This is a genomic window from Rossellomorea marisflavi (assembly GCF_009806575.1).
Taxonomy (GTDB): domain Bacteria; phylum Bacillota; class Bacilli; order Bacillales; family Bacillaceae_B; genus Rossellomorea; species Rossellomorea marisflavi_A.
This window is the reverse complement of the sequence record NZ_CP047095.1, coordinates 2,546,355-2,561,985: the sequence shown is the minus strand read 5'-3', so window position 1 is coordinate 2,561,985 and position 15,631 is coordinate 2,546,355. Positions and strand designations below refer to the sequence as shown.

General features: G+C 48.8%; 16 protein-coding genes and 1 other RNA gene. 14 read left to right on the top strand and 3 right to left on the bottom strand.

Annotation, left to right across the window (positions count from 1 at the left end; translation table 11 throughout):
* Positions 1 to 79: 79 nt before the first annotated feature.
* Positions 80 to 688, bottom strand: coding sequence for a Holliday junction resolvase RecU (gene recU / locus D5E69_RS13305; RefSeq protein WP_048005853.1), 609 nt, complete (start codon positions 686 to 688; stop codon positions 80 to 82).
* A gap of 114 nt (positions 689 to 802) precedes the next feature.
* On the opposite strand from recU, the gene D5E69_RS13300 reads away from it, so the two are divergent.
* From D5E69_RS13300 to D5E69_RS13290, 3 genes are all read left to right on the top strand, one after another.
* Positions 803 to 1,804, top strand: a complete 1,002-nt coding sequence (locus D5E69_RS13300) for a DUF2515 family protein (RefSeq protein ID WP_082139318.1) — start codon at positions 803 to 805, stop codon at positions 1,802 to 1,804.
* A gap of 336 nt (positions 1,805 to 2,140) precedes the next feature.
* Positions 2,141 to 2,350 (top strand): hypothetical protein, encoded by a 210-nt coding sequence (locus D5E69_RS13295; RefSeq protein ID WP_048005852.1) that lies wholly within the window; start codon positions 2,141 to 2,143, stop codon positions 2,348 to 2,350.
* Between the two features lie 94 nt (positions 2,351 to 2,444).
* On the top strand, positions 2,445 to 2,801 hold the full coding sequence (locus D5E69_RS13290) for a YppE family protein (RefSeq protein WP_048005851.1): 357 nt from the start codon (positions 2,445 to 2,447) through the stop codon (positions 2,799 to 2,801).
* An 81-nt stretch (positions 2,802 to 2,882) separates the two neighbouring features.
* Here the strand turns inward: D5E69_RS13290 and yppF are convergent, their stop codons facing one another.
* Positions 2,883 to 3,053: a YppF family protein gene (gene yppF, locus D5E69_RS13285; RefSeq protein ID WP_082139316.1), complete on the bottom strand. Its 171-nt coding sequence runs from the start codon at positions 3,051 to 3,053 to the stop codon at positions 2,883 to 2,885.
* A 226-nt stretch (positions 3,054 to 3,279) separates the two neighbouring features.
* On the opposite strand from yppF, the gene D5E69_RS13280 reads away from it, so the two are divergent.
* On the top strand, positions 3,280 to 3,726 hold the full coding sequence (locus D5E69_RS13280) for a YppG family protein (protein WP_053072034.1): 447 nt from the start codon (positions 3,280 to 3,282) through the stop codon (positions 3,724 to 3,726).
* Positions 3,727 to 3,953: 227 nt separating this feature from the next.
* Here the strand turns inward: D5E69_RS13280 and D5E69_RS13275 are convergent, their stop codons facing one another.
* Positions 3,954 to 4,406 (bottom strand): Hsp20/alpha crystallin family protein, encoded by a 453-nt coding sequence (locus D5E69_RS13275; protein WP_048014961.1) that lies wholly within the window; start codon positions 4,404 to 4,406, stop codon positions 3,954 to 3,956.
* 164 nt (positions 4,407 to 4,570) lie between these two features.
* Here D5E69_RS13275 and D5E69_RS13270 point away from each other — a divergent pair, with 164 nt between their 5' ends.
* The 10 genes from D5E69_RS13270 (at position 4,571) to D5E69_RS13225 (ending at position 15,490) form a co-directional block, all read left to right on the top strand.
* Entirely contained in the window at positions 4,571 to 6,835 is a 2,265-nt protein-coding gene (locus tag D5E69_RS13270) for a DEAD/DEAH box helicase (protein ID WP_063191629.1), read from the top strand.
* A gap of 13 nt (positions 6,836 to 6,848) precedes the next feature.
* Entirely contained in the window at positions 6,849 to 8,087 is a 1,239-nt protein-coding gene (locus D5E69_RS13265) for a ribonuclease H-like domain-containing protein (protein WP_063191628.1), read from the top strand.
* Positions 8,088 to 8,404: 317 nt separating this feature from the next.
* Positions 8,405 to 8,692: a CotD family spore coat protein gene (locus tag D5E69_RS13260; RefSeq protein ID WP_082139313.1), complete on the top strand. Its 288-nt coding sequence runs from the start codon at positions 8,405 to 8,407 to the stop codon at positions 8,690 to 8,692.
* Positions 8,693 to 8,851: 159 nt separating this feature from the next.
* On the top strand, positions 8,852 to 9,403 hold the full coding sequence (locus D5E69_RS13255) for an SLOG family protein (RefSeq protein ID WP_048005847.1): 552 nt from the start codon (positions 8,852 to 8,854) through the stop codon (positions 9,401 to 9,403).
* 70 nt (positions 9,404 to 9,473) lie between these two features.
* A complete protein-coding gene (gene gpsB, locus D5E69_RS13250) occupies positions 9,474 to 9,785 on the top strand; it encodes a cell division regulator GpsB (RefSeq protein ID WP_063191744.1) in 312 nt (103 codons plus the stop codon).
* Between the two features lie 61 nt (positions 9,786 to 9,846).
* Positions 9,847 to 10,231, top strand: an RNA gene (gene rnpB, locus D5E69_RS13245) — RNase P RNA component class B.
* Between the two features lie 147 nt (positions 10,232 to 10,378).
* Positions 10,379 to 11,527 (top strand): THUMP domain-containing class I SAM-dependent RNA methyltransferase, encoded by a 1,149-nt coding sequence (locus D5E69_RS13240; RefSeq protein WP_048005846.1) that lies wholly within the window; start codon positions 10,379 to 10,381, stop codon positions 11,525 to 11,527.
* Between the two features lie 78 nt (positions 11,528 to 11,605).
* The gene (locus D5E69_RS13235) at positions 11,606 to 11,776 is read left to right on the top strand and encodes a hypothetical protein (RefSeq protein WP_156489350.1); all 171 of its coding nucleotides are present in this window, start codon (positions 11,606 to 11,608) and stop codon (positions 11,774 to 11,776) included.
* A 122-nt stretch (positions 11,777 to 11,898) separates the two neighbouring features.
* Positions 11,899 to 13,815 carry an ATP-dependent DNA helicase gene (locus tag D5E69_RS13230; protein ID WP_048005845.1) on the top strand — a complete coding sequence of 639 codons (1,917 nt, stop codon included), beginning with the start codon at positions 11,899 to 11,901 and terminating at the stop codon, positions 13,813 to 13,815.
* Positions 13,816 to 13,978: 163 nt separating this feature from the next.
* Positions 13,979 to 15,490: a carboxypeptidase M32 gene (locus tag D5E69_RS13225; protein ID WP_063191627.1), complete on the top strand. Its 1,512-nt coding sequence runs from the start codon at positions 13,979 to 13,981 to the stop codon at positions 15,488 to 15,490.
* Positions 15,491 to 15,631: the final 141 nt, after the last annotated feature.

The window sequence follows — 15,631 nt, the reverse complement described above, 5'->3', positions numbered from 1 at the left end:
GTCTAATTTAGTATTGTCCACGTTTTGAAATATACAACATGGAAGAAGACAAAATATAGATTAACTCATTTTCATAGAGCTAAAAATATAACTCTTGGACTATTTTTAAGTAGTCGACCCTTGGATGGAGCCCAAGGCGTATCCTTGTCCCATCGCTCTCGATTTCCTCCTTGGTGATGGATTTTCGTCCACCGTCCAGCATCCTTTTCCAATAGGCATGGAGAGAGGGGAAGGGAAGCAGGAACACTTCTTCCGTCGCCGAGAAGCGAAGGAGGACGAACGTGATCCCGTCATGTTTATAAACCTCTTCCATATGGGTAATTTGATGTTCATGGAAGTTTTTGAGAGGGAAGGACGTGCTGTTTTTGGTTTCCTTTGCTTCAAAATCGATGTATCTGCCCCTGAAGACGCCATTGTAATCGGTAGTGGAGGGCTGCTTGAAATAGGCCTCCTTGATGACTGCAGCGCTTCTTGAAGGATAGAGGACATCAACGATTTGCACAGGTGTGGGCTTTTTATGTATGACAGCCTTTCCTTGCGCAAGGTAATACAGATTGGTTTCATTAATATCTTCTTCGAGTGTCATCCCCCTGTTGCCATACGTTACTTGTTTCGGTTTAGCCCCGGGTTTTTTTGAGGGTCGTTCCGGTTCCACATATTTCTTTCCATTCGGATAATGGAATTTCATGGTAATACACCTCGCAGACTAATCTATATCATACCAGAAAGTCCCCGACTTTGTGTGAATAAATCATTACAAATGTCCTCACCCTAGATATATTAAGGACTCGGGGAGGATCAGATGAAAAGAATCTATCCGAATATACCCTCTATCGGACAGGATAAACCTCTCTGCTATTGGATCAAGATGATACGCGCCCAGGTACGTGACCACAATAGGGATAATATCTCGAGGACGATGGCCTATCAAGGCTTCTTTGAGTGGCACGGTGAAGTCAGATGGTCACTCCTTGCGTCCCTCGTATCAAGGAATGCCGGTTGGAACATGACCGATCTCGAAGGAGGGGTCCTTGGAGACATCCTTTCCAAAAGGCGACGAGAGGACCTGTTCATGACCTATGAACGCGCCAACTGGATGATCTTTGAAGATGCCTATCCCCAGCTCCTCATCTACCATTATTCCGTTGTAGCGGGGGTGGAAATGTTTCATCTCCTCGATGAGTTTCACGTTTCTTCCTTCATGAAGACAGAGTGGAAGTATTTTTGGGAGCATCGGGATCTAGACCGTCTGGTGACGGCGCTGATCATCAACGAGCAAAATTTGATACAAGGACCTGTGATCCTTGATCCCGTGTATCGCAAGGTCTTTACGTCCCCGCTCTTTTTCGTTGAAGATCGTCTCCATTTCAGTTCGGTGATCTTCCCGACCCTGGATGGGAGGCTCTACGGGGCTAGTGTACATGGGTTCAGGGACTTGGACAACAGGATCCTTCTGGGAAAGAAGCTGTACAGCATCCTTTTCCACAGCGACCATTTCTCCGATATTTTCAAATGGGCGGTCGCGGTCGAACCAAAGGGATCACGAAGGGAATACGCAGAAGGGCCGACCGGTACCTCCTCGCCAGATCTCCGCAGCGTCTACGGTGAGGTTACCCACCATATGAGAAGAAAGAAGGACTGGTCAATAGAAGGACGGGTGAGGGAAGACTGGTTTGATCCCGTACCTATCCCTTCAGAAGTGGAGATCAAGAGCTGGTTCATTCATAAGGAAAAGCAGCTGATGAGAATGAATAGCTTCGCCAAATGGATCAAGAAGGCCCTTTCCTTGAGGCTTTCCAAATGACGGGAACGAATAGAAAAAGACCCGGGGCACTTCAGCCTTCGGGTCTTCATCATTCTTCTATTAAGTGGAAGGGCGGTCCGGCCCGGTTAGTTTAGGATTCCCTTTAGCAGCATTTTGCTTGGTTTCCTGCTGCTTGGGATCTTTCGTTTGCTTTTTCATGTTTTCCACCTCCATCCCTAGTATGAAGTGCGGACGCTCCTTTTATTCAATCATGTCGAAGCCTTGTCTGTTGTCCACTATCTTTGCCGAAACGCTTCTAGTTTTGTCACAGGGGGAGGGGATGCCTTCAAAAGGGAGAATACTCTTAGTAAATCAAAATGCTGGGAGGACCCCATTATGCATCAGAAACAGGAAATCATGTTAAAGCTTGCCGAGATCGAGGAAAGTCTTAATCAGTTGGAACAAAATTTGTATGACCGGATCCGAATCGAGAAGCAGGATAGAGTCGACAGTTTCCACATCGAGGTGCAGAAGGTTGAAAATCAGCTGGATCGATGTGAAGGGATCAGGGACATTCGCCGTCCGTCCCCTTCATTCGCAGTGTAAAAGCTTGAATTATCCAGGAAGACATCATAAAATGACTGTAATGAAGCAGCCGTGTTTTTGGCTGCTTTTTACTTTGAACCTGGGGGATTCGCGGATGGACAAGTTGATCGGTGTGACGGATAGCCTGCTCACTGAAGCAGGTTTCATGATAGAAGAATACAAACGAAGAAGGGAAAGTGGGGAGAAGGGGGACTTTTACCAGGATGTGAAACCCTACGCGGATAAGGTCAAAAGCTTGAATGATCAGTGGAGGTCTTTATCCGAAGAATGGGTAGCAACGTCCAGGCCAAAACATCTTCACCTTCCTCAAATTTCAAACACCTACGATAATATCGAAATGCTTTCGGTTCATTGTTTCTTCCCGGAATCAAGCTATAATCGCTTCATCAGTCATTATCAATCTGTTTCCTACGTGCTGGGGACACAGCTCCATGAACTGAGGAAGGATTGAAGGGAAGCTGCACGTGAGTCATGAAAAATCCGGGGCCCCTTCAATCGGGCCCCGGATTTTTTCATTGCAGATTCTTTCTATTTATTGATGGTCCGTCGTCGGCTCAAGGTCTTTGATGAGCTCCTTATAATGTTGAAAAGTGATTTCATTGGAAATATAAAGTTTTTTGGCCATGGTCAGAAGGTCGAGGTGATTGGCTGCATCGTCGTGTTTACTCGTCTTGTAGCATTGAATCAATTCATTTAAACTCATTGTGTTTCCTCCCTTTACCGTCTTTTCAACAGGCTCACTCCCCGAGCGGTGCCACAGGGGATTCCTGACACAATTCTATCATGTGAAGACGGCGGATAAGAGTTGTAAGAATAGTGTAACTATCGACAATGATTGTCGAAAAATCTGACCTTCCTGGGTGTTTTCACCATTTTGCCTGACGCATCATATGCTGTACTAAATGATGAAATCGAACGGGAGGGTTCATATGTATCCACACCATCACCAAAGGCAAGCTCATCCATTCATGCACCCCGCGTATGGGCAGAATCCATACGGGGGCCTTCCGAATCTGGGGATGGATCCCTTTCAGCAACAGCTTCCCCCGCAGGAACAGGTCCACCAAATGATGCCTTATTCACAAATGCCGTCACAGAGCTATTATTCAAATCCGTATTTCGATAATCCACTGCAGTCAAAGGAATATAATCCGTATCAGGCGTATGCTTCTCAACAAGGGTATGCCAACCCTTATCCGAAGGCGAAATTCATGGCGAAGCCTTCTTCAGGGGGAATGGGTGGCATGCTGAATTCATTCAAATCACAGGATGGCAAATTCGATCTCAATAAAATGATGAACACCGGCAGTCAAATGATGGGGGCAATCAACCAAGTATCTTCTCTTGTGAAGGGATTCGGGGCATTTTTGAAGTAGTGTATTTCATATGACTAACACGATCAGTATAGGGTTTTTATACCGCTCATGATTTCCCTGCAAAACTTCCCTTTCCTCGATCCTCCTCCATGCCCACGGGGTCTCCACTCGGCTGGAAACAATGAAATCGCAAGTCATGAAACAAATTAAAAACCCGAATTCATTTGCCTAGTCAAATGAATTCGGGTTTTACTATGACTAACACAGGTTTGTCACAGCATCTTGCTTCATTCAATTCGAAGTCTGTTGCCTGTGTCTTTTTTCAGGATGACGGTGAGGATGCCGTCTGCCAAGGAAGCTTTTTGCCCCCTCTCATCGATCGTGCCCGGGAACGCGATGCTCCTGCTGCTGCGCGAGGTGGACTTCTGATAGCTGAACGTGCGATTCCGTTGATTATCTTCTGTGAACTCTTCGATTCTGGTGATGTTGATGGTCATATAATCAGGGAAGATATCGAGCTCGATCTGCTCCTTTTTGATTCCCGGGACCTCGGCGGTGATGACGTAGCAGTCCGTCCGCTCCTCCAGGGCCACGGGGAAGGAACCCCAGGGATTCTGTGAGGAGGAGAAAAAATCATCAATGCTTTGCAACATCCCTTTCATCGGCTTTTCATGGAAGAATTGATTCATGGAGTTCATAAGATTCCCGAAGCCGAATGGATGTTTTGGTGATTTATCCATCGTGATTCCCCTTTCGACATGCCTTTTGCATCCAGTGTATGAGGAATGCCCATACGATGTGAATGAACCTTTGGGCATAGTCATGGTGATGGAAACTCATACCCCATATTTTTTTCTTTGTATTCGAACATAGATTCGCTAAAATAGGGGATGAGGTGAACAAGATGTTTGGAAAAAGCAATCTGCAACAACTCATTCAACAATTAAAGACCGATGAGCGATTCAGCGAACAGATCGGCCATTGGCATACAATAGAAGAAAAGCAAGCCGACACGGTGGAATTTCCAGGGAGCCTCGATCCCCGCATCAAGCATGCACTTGAAATCCGGGGGATCGGCAACCTATACACCCACCAGCGATCGGCTTTTGACCACGCCCAGGCAGGGGAGAGCTTCACGGCGGTGACACCTACGGCATCCGGGAAGACGCTCTGCTACAATCTGCCCGTCCTCCAGTCAGTCATGGAAAATCCCGATTCACGGGCCCTGTATATCTTTCCGACGAAGGCACTGGCCCAGGACCAGAAGAGCGAGCTGAACGAGATCATTTCAGAAACGGGTGCTGCCATCAATAGTTATACTTATGACGGAGACACAGCGGCAAATATCAGGCAGAAGGTCAGGAAAGCAGGGCATATCGTCATCACCAATCCAGATATGCTCCATTCTGCCATCCTCCCTCATCATACGAAATGGGTGTCCCTCTTTGAGAACCTGAAGTACGTGGTGATCGATGAACTGCATATCTACAGGGGGGTATTCGGCTCCCATGTGGCGAATGTGATCCGCAGGTTGAAAAGGATCTGTGCGTACTATGGTTCAAACCCGACCTTCATCTGTACCTCCGCCACGATTGCGAATCCGAAGGAGCTTGCAGAAGGACTGACGGGAGAGGAAATGGCCCTTGTGGATAACAATGGGGCGCCTGCGGGAAGGAAGCATTTTGTCTTCTATAATCCTCCCATCGTAAACAAGCCGCTGAATATAAGGAGAAGCGCGACGTTGGAGGTCAGGAGGCTTGCAGGGGAGCTCCTGAAGAATAAGATCCAGACGATCGTCTTCGCGCGGAGCCGTGTGCGGGTGGAAATCATCCTCACGTACCTTCAGGAGCTTGTGAAAGGTGAGCTCGGTGCCAAGTCGATACGCGGCTACCGCGGGGGTTATCTCCCTACTCAGAGACGTGAAATTGAAAGAGGCTTGAGGTCTGGTGATATCTATGGGGTCGTCAGCACCAATGCCCTTGAGCTCGGTGTGGACATCGGACAGCTGCAAGTATGCATCATGACGGGATATCCTGGAACGATCGCCAGTGCATGGCAGCAGGCGGGGCGTGCCGGAAGACGTCACGGCGAGTCCCTGGTGATCATGGTTGCGAGCTCTAGTCCCCTGGATCAGTTCATCGTCGATCATCCGGATTACTTCTTCGGACAGACGCCAGAGACCGCCAGGATCAACCCTGATAACCTCATCATCCTCGTGGACCACATCAAATGCGCAGCCTTTGAACTTCCATTCAAGGAAGATGATACATTCGGCGGGCTCGAGGTCGAGGATATGATGGAATTCCTTGCAGAGGAGAGGGTCGTCCACAAAAACGGAAGCAAGTGGTATTGGATGAACGATGCCTTTCCCGCCCATAACATCAGCTTGCGTTCTGCCTCACAGGAGAATGTCATCATCGTTGACCAGACGAACGTGGCGGCGGTGAAAGTGATCGGGGAGATGGATCGTTTCTCGGCTATGACCCTCCTACATGATGAAGCAATCTATCTACATCAGGGCATACAGTATCAAGTGGAATTCCTGGACTGGGATGAGAAGAAGGCATTCGTTCGCGAAGTGGACGTCGATTACTATACGGATGCAAATCTTGCCGTTGAACTGAGCGTCCTAGAACAGGACAAGGAGAGAGAAGCAGGCTCATGGGAAGCGGCATTCGGTGATGTCATGGTGCGCGCCATGGCCACCATCTTCAAGAAAATCAAATTCGATACACATGAAAATATCGGATCGGGACCGATCCATCTCCCAGAAGAAGAGATTCACACAAGTTCCAGCTGGATTTCCCTCAAAGAGGATACAGGATTGTCACAGGAGCGGCTGGAAGAAGGATTGATCGGGGCGGCGGAGAGCCTGAAAGCAATCGTGCCCCTTTATGTGATGTGCGATCCGAGTGATATCTTCGTCGTACCCCAGATCAAGGCGGCTCACAATGAAAGACCGACGATCTTTATTTACGATCGCTACCCTGGAGGGGTGGGGCTGAGTGAAAAGGTATTTGACCAGGTCGAAGAAGTGCTTACAGAAACGAAGAACATGGTGGAAAGGTGCCCGTGTGAAACGGGATGCCCATCCTGTATAGGGACCGAGCATTCGTTGGAAACGGCCAAGATGGATACCTTGAAATTATTTGAGCTGTTCCTCTCATAGGAGGTGAAAGGGAATGTCACTCAAGAATAAGCTGAATCGGATGAAAAAGCATATTATCCGTGAAGAGACTGCAGCGGGTGTGAAAGCCCCGCTGAACGAGCTTCCGGATGATGTCCTCCCCCATGCAGATCAGTGGGGATCGATCGGTGCTTTTCCATATGTCCTGGATGAGGACTATTGCATCGTGAGGGAGAAGCGGTATCCATTGGATCATAGACACGGTAGTTATTCCTTCAGGGATGCTGTAAGAGCCGTGAAGGCTTGGCAGGATTTTGAAGGGGAGCATCCCTTGTCCGCCAGGGGCCTTTCCCCGCAAGACCTGTTCTTTTTTGATACGGAAACGACCGGATTGGGCGGAGGGGCAGGCAATACGATTTTCCTCCTTGGCCATGCACGCATCACTGAATCGGAAGTCATCGTTACCCAGCATGTGCTTCCACGTCCGGGGAGTGAGATCCCCCTGTACCACAGTTTTCTATCAAAGGTCGATTACACAACCCTTGTCACCTATAACGGTAAAGCATTCGACTGGCCTCAGGTGAAAACACGTCATACTCTGATCAGGGAGCACGTCCCGAAACTACCGGCCTTCGGGCACTTTGACCTGTACCATGGATCCCGGCGCCTCTTCAAGGAAAGACTTGGGTCCGTGAAGCTGGTGAACGTCGAGAAGGATGTTCTTGGTTTTCATCGTGAGGATGATGTGCCTGGCTATTTGGCTCCGATGATCTACTTCGATTATGTGGAGCGGAGGGACCCAGAGGGGATCTTCAAGGTACTCGAACATAATGAGCTCGACATCCTGTCCCTCATCACCTTGTATGCCCATCTCTCCCTCACTCTCCTGAATCCCGGTGAGCCCGAATCCTTCGAAGTCGGCAGATGGCTACAGTACACAGGCAACAAGGGGAGGGCGAAGGCCCTTTTTCAGAAGATCGTAGATGAGGGGGCGAAGGGGAATGACGAAGCCCTTCATCTTCTCGCCCTCGAACTGAAAAAGGAGAAGGACTTTGAACAGGCGGCCAGGCTTTGGGAAAAGATCGATGAGGAGGCCGCTCCCAAGCTGCAAAAAGCCGCCTTCATCGAACTGTCGAAGCTCCATGAGCATCGGTTCTACAATCTGGATCGCGCGAAGGAATACGCCGAGCGCGCTGCCCCGATGGTTCAACAGGGAAGGGAATCCGACCAACTACAGCATCGGATTGAGAGGATCCTCGGGAAAATGAAGAGGCAGAAAGACGGTCGGCCTTAAAGGCTTTACCAGTGAGAAGAATTACCAGGAAAAAGCTTCGCAAAATTTCATCCGGGAATATTGAGAATTTTCTAATGTAGATGTAAAATAATACATTGTGATGAAATTTTTCGGATAGGATGATGAAGATTGAACCGAGCTATTCTCTTGTTGTTTTTTGTCGTGATCGGATTGACGGCTTTCGTGTTTTCCAATTTCTCTGGAACCCTTTACAGTGCCAACTGATTTAAAATAGGTAAATGCATCAGTACCCGTGGCTCCGGTTCATCATAGGTTGATAGTGTAGACACCATGAGATGAAAGGAGATCATGTCACGATGTACTGTAGACCAAGACCCAACCAAGTCCTTCCGGCTGTCATGCACCCTACGAAATGTTGTGTGAATCATACCTTCACGACCCTGGAGGTACCCCATATCCATCCTGTGCATACCACAACGGTGAATCATGTGAACTATCAGCACAAACACTACTTCCCTCATACACATTCAATGGTGGACAATGTATCCAACCAGCAGTTCAACTGCGGTGGGGGAATGGGCGGACCCGGCGGACCAGGATTCGGCCCTGGATTCGGACCAAGACCGCGGCCATTTGGATTTTAATGAATGAACGTTCGGCACCTGACCGGCTCATTTCCCTTTACCAGAGGGGATGGCCGGAAACAGGTGCTTTTTTCAATGGTTGTAAGAGGCAATGTCGTGGAAATGTGTGCTACAATGGAAGCAATAAGGACAGACTATGAATAAAGGAGCTTCGGTACCATGGGCGGGGTCGCATCGATCACAGGATATAAATCATTTGAGCTGGGCATCTTCAAACAAGACGATCAGGCTGTACAATACATAAAGCTAGCCATCCGGAAAGAACTGCTTTCCCTTCTTGATACCGGGTTGGAATGGGTCCTCATTTCCGGTCAGCTCGGGGTGGAGTTATGGGCCGCAGAGGTCGTATTCGACCTTCAGGAAGAGTATCCGGATCTAAAGCTTGCAGTCCTCACACCTTTCCTGCAGCAGGAGGAAAAGTGGAATGACCAGAATAAGGAGTATTACGAAACGATCCTTTCGCAGGCCGACTTTGTCGATTCCATCTCCAAAAGCCCCTACCAGAATCCGGGACAGTTCAAGAATCGGAATCTGCTGTTCCTGCATAAAAGCCAGTCATGCATCATCCTCTACGATCCCGAGCGCGAAGGCTCCCCAAGGTACTTCTACGAGGAAGCGCAGAGGAAACAGGAACAAGATCCATCTTTCATGCTCAAGACCATCACGTTTGACGATCTTCAATGGGTGGTAGAAGAGGCCCAATGGGGTTAACGGAGAAATGCCATTGACAAACGAACGGGAATATGGAAATATGATTAACATAAACGCAGAGGTGAATATGATGATCTCAGATAAAGTGAAATTGACTGCAAAGGATATTTTGGAAAAAGAATTTAAAAACGGCATGCGCGGGTACAAACCCGAAGATGTGGACAAGTTCCTCGACCTCGTCATCAAGGACTATGAAGTCTTCCACCAGGAAATAGAAGAACTGCAGCAGGAGAACCTTCGTCTGAAGAAGCAGGTTGAGGAAGCGGGCAGGCAGCAGCGCTCTGCTGCACCACCACAGCCATCAGGTACGACGAATTTCGATATCCTGAAGCGCCTCTCGAATCTTGAGAAGCATGTGTTTGGAAATAAACTGTACGATTGAAATTCCCCCTTGTAATGTAGAAAGGGATGCTATATAATTAGAAATTGCTGATCCTTTAATGGTGTTTGGGTAATCGCTGCAGCTCCGGCTGTAGAGGAAAGTCCATGCTCACACGGTGCTGAGATGCCCGTAGTGTTCGTGCCTAGCCAATTCATAAGCTAGGGCAGTCCGGTCAAACGGGCTGACGGCAGGGAAAACGCCTACGTCCTCACGGATATGGTGTGAATACCTTGAAAGTGCCACAGTGACGAAGTCCTGTTAGAAATGGCAGGAGTGGAACGAGGTAAACCCCGCGAGTGAGAAACCCAAATTTGGTAGGGGAATCCTCTTGGAGGAATTGAACGAAGAGAGGGACAAAGGCTTGCCTTTGTAGATAGATGATTACCACCAGAGTACGAGACGTCAAGTCGCCTGCAGTACAACGGAACAAAACATGGCTTACAGGACGCTGTTACGGGGAGAGCAATAATGGATACAACGATCGAAGTGACTGATACAGGGTTTTTTGGAGCCTGATGTGTCAGTCCTTTTTATTTGTAGAAAATATCGATGATTGAAAATACGTGCAAACGATGATGATAGAGGTGAAGGTATTGGGTAAGTATACACTGATCGCAACGGCCGCAATGGGGCTGGAGTCGATTGTTGCCAAAGAAGTGAAAGATCTTGGGTATGAATGTCAGGTGGAAAACGGGAAGGTCATATTCCAAGGGGATGAAACGGCCATCGCCAGGGCCAATATGTGGCTGAGGACGGCAGATCGGGTCAAGATCCTCGTCGGGGAATTCAATGCGTATTCCTTCGATGAATTATTTGAACGGACGAAAGCCCTCCCGTGGGAGTCGTTCCTTCCTGTGGATGCGGAGTTCCCTGTACAGGGGAAATCCGTCAAATCGAAACTGTACAGTGTGCCCGACTGTCAGGCGATTGTAAAGAAAGCAATCGTGGAAAAGTTGAAGACCGCCTATAAAAAAACATCCTGGCTTGATGAGACAGGACCGCTTTTCAAGATCGAAGTCGCCATCCACAAAGATAAAGCGAGCCTGACCCTCGATACCAGCGGTCAGGGTCTCCATAAAAGGGGCTATCGTGTGGGGCAAGGGGACGCTCCTCTGAAGGAAACCCTCGCTGCTGCGTTGATCCAGCTGACCACTTGGAATCCGGACCGTCCTTTTGTGGATCCTTTCTGTGGATCCGGGACGATCGCCATTGAAGCAGCCCTCATTGGACAGAATATCGCTCCGGGGTTCAACCGTGAATTCCTTTCTGAAGCCTGGCCAATGATGGATGGGGATGTATGGGATCGTACGAGGATGGAGGCGGAGGATCAAGCGAATTATGATCAGCCCCTTGAAATCCTCGGAACCGACATCGATCACCGCATGATTGCCATTGCAAAGGAAAACGCCATAGAGGCAGGGCTCGGTGATTTGGTGAAATTCAAGCAGATGCAGGTAAGGGACTTCACGTCGGAGCTCGAGTATGGCGTCATTGTCGGAAACCCGCCGTATGGTGAGCGTCTCGGTGATCGCAAGGAAGTCGAACTGATGTATCGCGAAATGGGACAGGCCTTCTCCAAGCTTGATACCTGGTCTGTTTACATGATGACGAGCCTGGAGCATTTCGAAGAATGCTATGGCAAGAAAGCCACGAAGAAGCGTAAGCTGTTCAATGGATTCATCAGGACCGATTACTATCAATATTGGGGGCCGAGACCGCCGCGCAAAAAGATAGAAGAATAAGATACCGGGCGATCCCAGGTATAAAATCGGTCGTTCCTGCATAAACTGGTTCTATTAATCAGAGGGGGAATGGGTACGATGATTCAGGATCGCATCGACTATCATAAAATCTATCAGGCCATCCAACGTTCCATGGCTTCACTGCACGGAGAAGGGGAAGAAAGCAATCCCCTTGCCCTCCACGAAGCCTCCAAGGTACTGGATCAGGCGATTCAATATGAACTGGCCACCAGACGGCTGTACGATTGAACGGGAGAAAGGGCATCCGGTCCCACGGCGGACGGAGGATGCTCTCTTTTTTTGTGCTGCTGCTTTTCATCCCGTGGGAAATCTAGTAAAGTAGATATACTGTGTTCATGTAGGAGGATATTATGAGACAAACGCTGCCGTTCCCCTTATCGAAGGAACAATCATTTTATGAAGCATTATCCGACTGGGTCGGGGATGTATTTTACGATATACTGCCTGAAAAAGGCTTTGATTTGCGTGATGAGCAGGTGTTCATGGCCTTTCAACTCAATCAGGCCTATAAACAGAATCAAGTCATATTTGCAGAAGCGGGGGTCGGGACCGGAAAGACCCTCGTTTACCTGCTCTATGCCTTAAGCTATGCGCGTTACACGGGTAAGCCCGCCATCATTTCGTGTGCGGATGAGACCCTCATCGAGCAGATCGTCAAAGAGGGTGGCGATGTGGACAAGCTCCAGGAGGCACTCGGCCTTGATATCGATGTCCGCCTGGCAAAATCACGCGATCAATACCTTTGTATCAAAAAACTCGAGGATAATCTGTCTGCTGATGACGAATACGAGCGGATTTGGGGTGACCTTCCGTCATTCGTCCACGAGAGCGGCTCCATGTCGGGATTTTATCCATATGGAGACAGGAAGGAATACGCAGAGCTTTCCGATGAAGAGTGGTCACCCATCGCATGGGATCCCCTTCAAGACTGCATGGCCTGCCCGAAACGCCACCGCTGTGGCCTGACATTGCACCGTGAGCACTACCGCCAGGCAAAAGATCTGATCATCTGCTCCCATGACTTTTATATGGAGCATATCTGGACGAAGGACTCCCGAAAAAGGGAAGGGCAGCTCCCCCTCCTGCCGGAAGCAAGTTCTGTCGTCTTTGATGAAGGACATCTATTGGAGTACGCTTCACAAAAGGCGATGACCTACCGGATGACAAAAGAAACCATCGAGCATCTTCTGGAGCGGTTATCAGCTTCTGATCTGCGTGAGGAAACACTCTATCTGATCGAAGAAATCCTTGCTGATAACGACCGCTGGTTCGAGCTTCTTGAAGAAGAGTCAAACAAGGTGGCAGGAAGCGAGCGGCATTATGTGTCTCGCGCTCCTCATATTCTCACTCATGCAAAAGATCTCGCTTCCAGGATCGAAAGTCTATTGAATGAACTTGTGTTTGAATCCGAAATGTATGTGGTCGAGGAATATCTCCTCAAGGTGGTGGAGGAGTACCTCGAGCAGATCCATTACTCTCTGAAGCTTTATGTGGAGGATGATAAGGGGATCTACTGGCTGGAATCGAATGACAAGGAAGAAACCTTCGTCGTCATGCCTAGGCTGGTAGAAGAAATTTTGAAAGAGCATGTATTTTCCCAAAACATTCCTTTCATCTTCTCTTCTGCTACCCTTTCCTATCACGGCGATTTCTCCTACGTATCGTCGTCATTGGGCATCGCTTCTTATGAATCATTCTCCGTCGAATCCCCCTATGAGTACGACGAAGTGATGAGTGTAAGCCTGCCCCATGTACAACGGTCCGAATCATACGGCTATATTGACAGCCGATTGATTGACCATGGAGGAAGGTCCCTCGTGTTGTTCAACTCAAAAGAAGAAATGGAAGCCTTCAGGAAACATATGAATGAACGGGAGGTACCCTTCGAAGTGATCTATGAGGGAGACAGGGAGATCAGTGATACGGTCAGGCGCTTCCAGGAAGATGAAACTTCCGTACTGTGCTCCTATCATTTATGGGAGGGTCTCGATATCCCGGGTTCATCCCTTTCGCAAGTGGTGATCCATTCCCTGCCGTTCCCGCCGAAGGATCCCGTTTTCGATGCAAAGCGGAAGCACAGCGGCAACGCTGTGGCAGAAGTCGATATCCCGTATATGCTGCTCCGTCTTCGCCAGGGAATCGGACGCCTGATCAGAACGGAAGGCGACCATGGAAGCATCCATATCCTCCTGAATGAAAGCGACCGGGCTTACCAAAAAGAAGTACAGGCGATCCTGCCTGTGAGCGTTGAATCCATCGAAGCATGATGTTACCGGCTCCAATCCGTCCTGTCTCAGGGCGGAGGGGGCCGTTTTTCATGTTGAACCGGCTTTACGTCCTGCAGGTGAAAGCCCTGTTGTTTTTCAAGAGTGAATCATCTGCCTAGTCTGACTTTTGTGGTAAGATAGGAGGGTGAAGGGGGAATGAAGCATGAATAAAGAAGAGATAAAAAAAGTGAGTGGTGCATTCAAGGAATACTCAAGTAAGATGAGCGCCTATAATGAAGCACTGGGACTCATGTTCTGGGACTTGAGGACGGGTGCACCGAAAAAGGGTGCCTCACAGCGTTCCGAAGTAATCGGGATGCTTTCGTCTGAAGTATTCGAAATGTCCACATCAAGTGAGATGGCAGCCTATCTGGCGAAGCTGACGCTGGTCGCCGACAATCTTGATGAGATCACGTGTGCCCTGTTGGAAGAATGTCAAAAGGAGTACGACCGGAATAAGAAGATCCCGGCCAAGGAATACCGGGACTATGTCGTCCTTCAGTCCAAAGCTGAAGGGATCTGGGAAGAGGCAAAAGAAAAAGGAGACTTCTCTATGTTCCAGCCGTATCTTGAAAAATTGGTTTCCACTACGAAACGGTTCATCGATTATTGGGGATACGGAGAAAATAAATATGATACCCTGCTCGACTTATACGAACCAGGCGTGACGGTCGATGTACTGGATGAAGTGTTCAGTGACCTCAAAGGGAAAATCGTCCCTCTCGTACATAAAATATCGAATGCAGAAGCGCCGCGGACGGAGTTCCTTTTCGATCATTTCCCTAAGGAAAAGCAAAAGGAATTCAGTCTCAAGGTCCTCGAGCAGATGGGGTATGATTTCAGTGCAGGGCGCCTCGATGAAACGGTCCATCCCTTTGCCATCGGCTTGAATCCCGGGGATGTAAGGGTCACCACCAAATACGATGAAAAAGACTGGCGGACGGCCGTCTTCGGTACCATCCATGAAGGAGGCCATGCACTCTATGAGCAAAATATATCAGAAAAGCTCATCGGGACGCCTCTTTGTACAGGTACCTCCATGGGAATCCACGAATCTCAGTCACTTTTCTATGAAAATTTCGTGGGCAGGAATCTTTCCTTCTGGAAAAAGAACTATGCTACATTGAAGGATTTCAGCACCGGACAATTCGATGAGGTGGACCTCGAAGCCTTTTACCGTGCCATCAATGAATCCAAGCCTTCCCTGATCCGGATCGAAGCAGATGAATTGACGTATGCCCTGCATATCATCATCCGATATGAAATCGAGAAAGGTCTCTTCAACGACGAGATCGAAGTAAAAGATCTCCCGCGCATCTGGAATGAAAAATATGAAGAATATCTCGGCATCCGTCCAACCCATGATGGGGAGGGAGTCCTGCAGGATGTGCACTGGGCCGGAGGAAGCTTCGGGTATTTCCCTTCCTACGCACTTGGGTATATGTACGCTGCCCAGTTCAGGGAAGCCATGAGAGAAGACATCCCGAACTTCGATCAGCTTTTGGAAGAGGGGAATCTCGTCCCCGTGAAGGAATGGTTGACGGAGAGGGTTCATCAATGGGGCAAACTGAAGAAGCCATTGGAAATCCTTGAAGACGTCACCGGTGAGGGCTTGAATGCCAAATACCTCGCGGACTACCTCATCGAGAAGTATGCCGGCGTCTATGCTCTCTGATCAGGACGAAGCGGTTAGCACCAATATAAATCCGAACGGATTCGACTTTCTCCAGGGAAAGTCGAATCATCGTTTGGATTTTTTTTATCCCTCTTTATTCCGAAACACCAGTGAACACATCTCCATGCTCACTTACTTCCC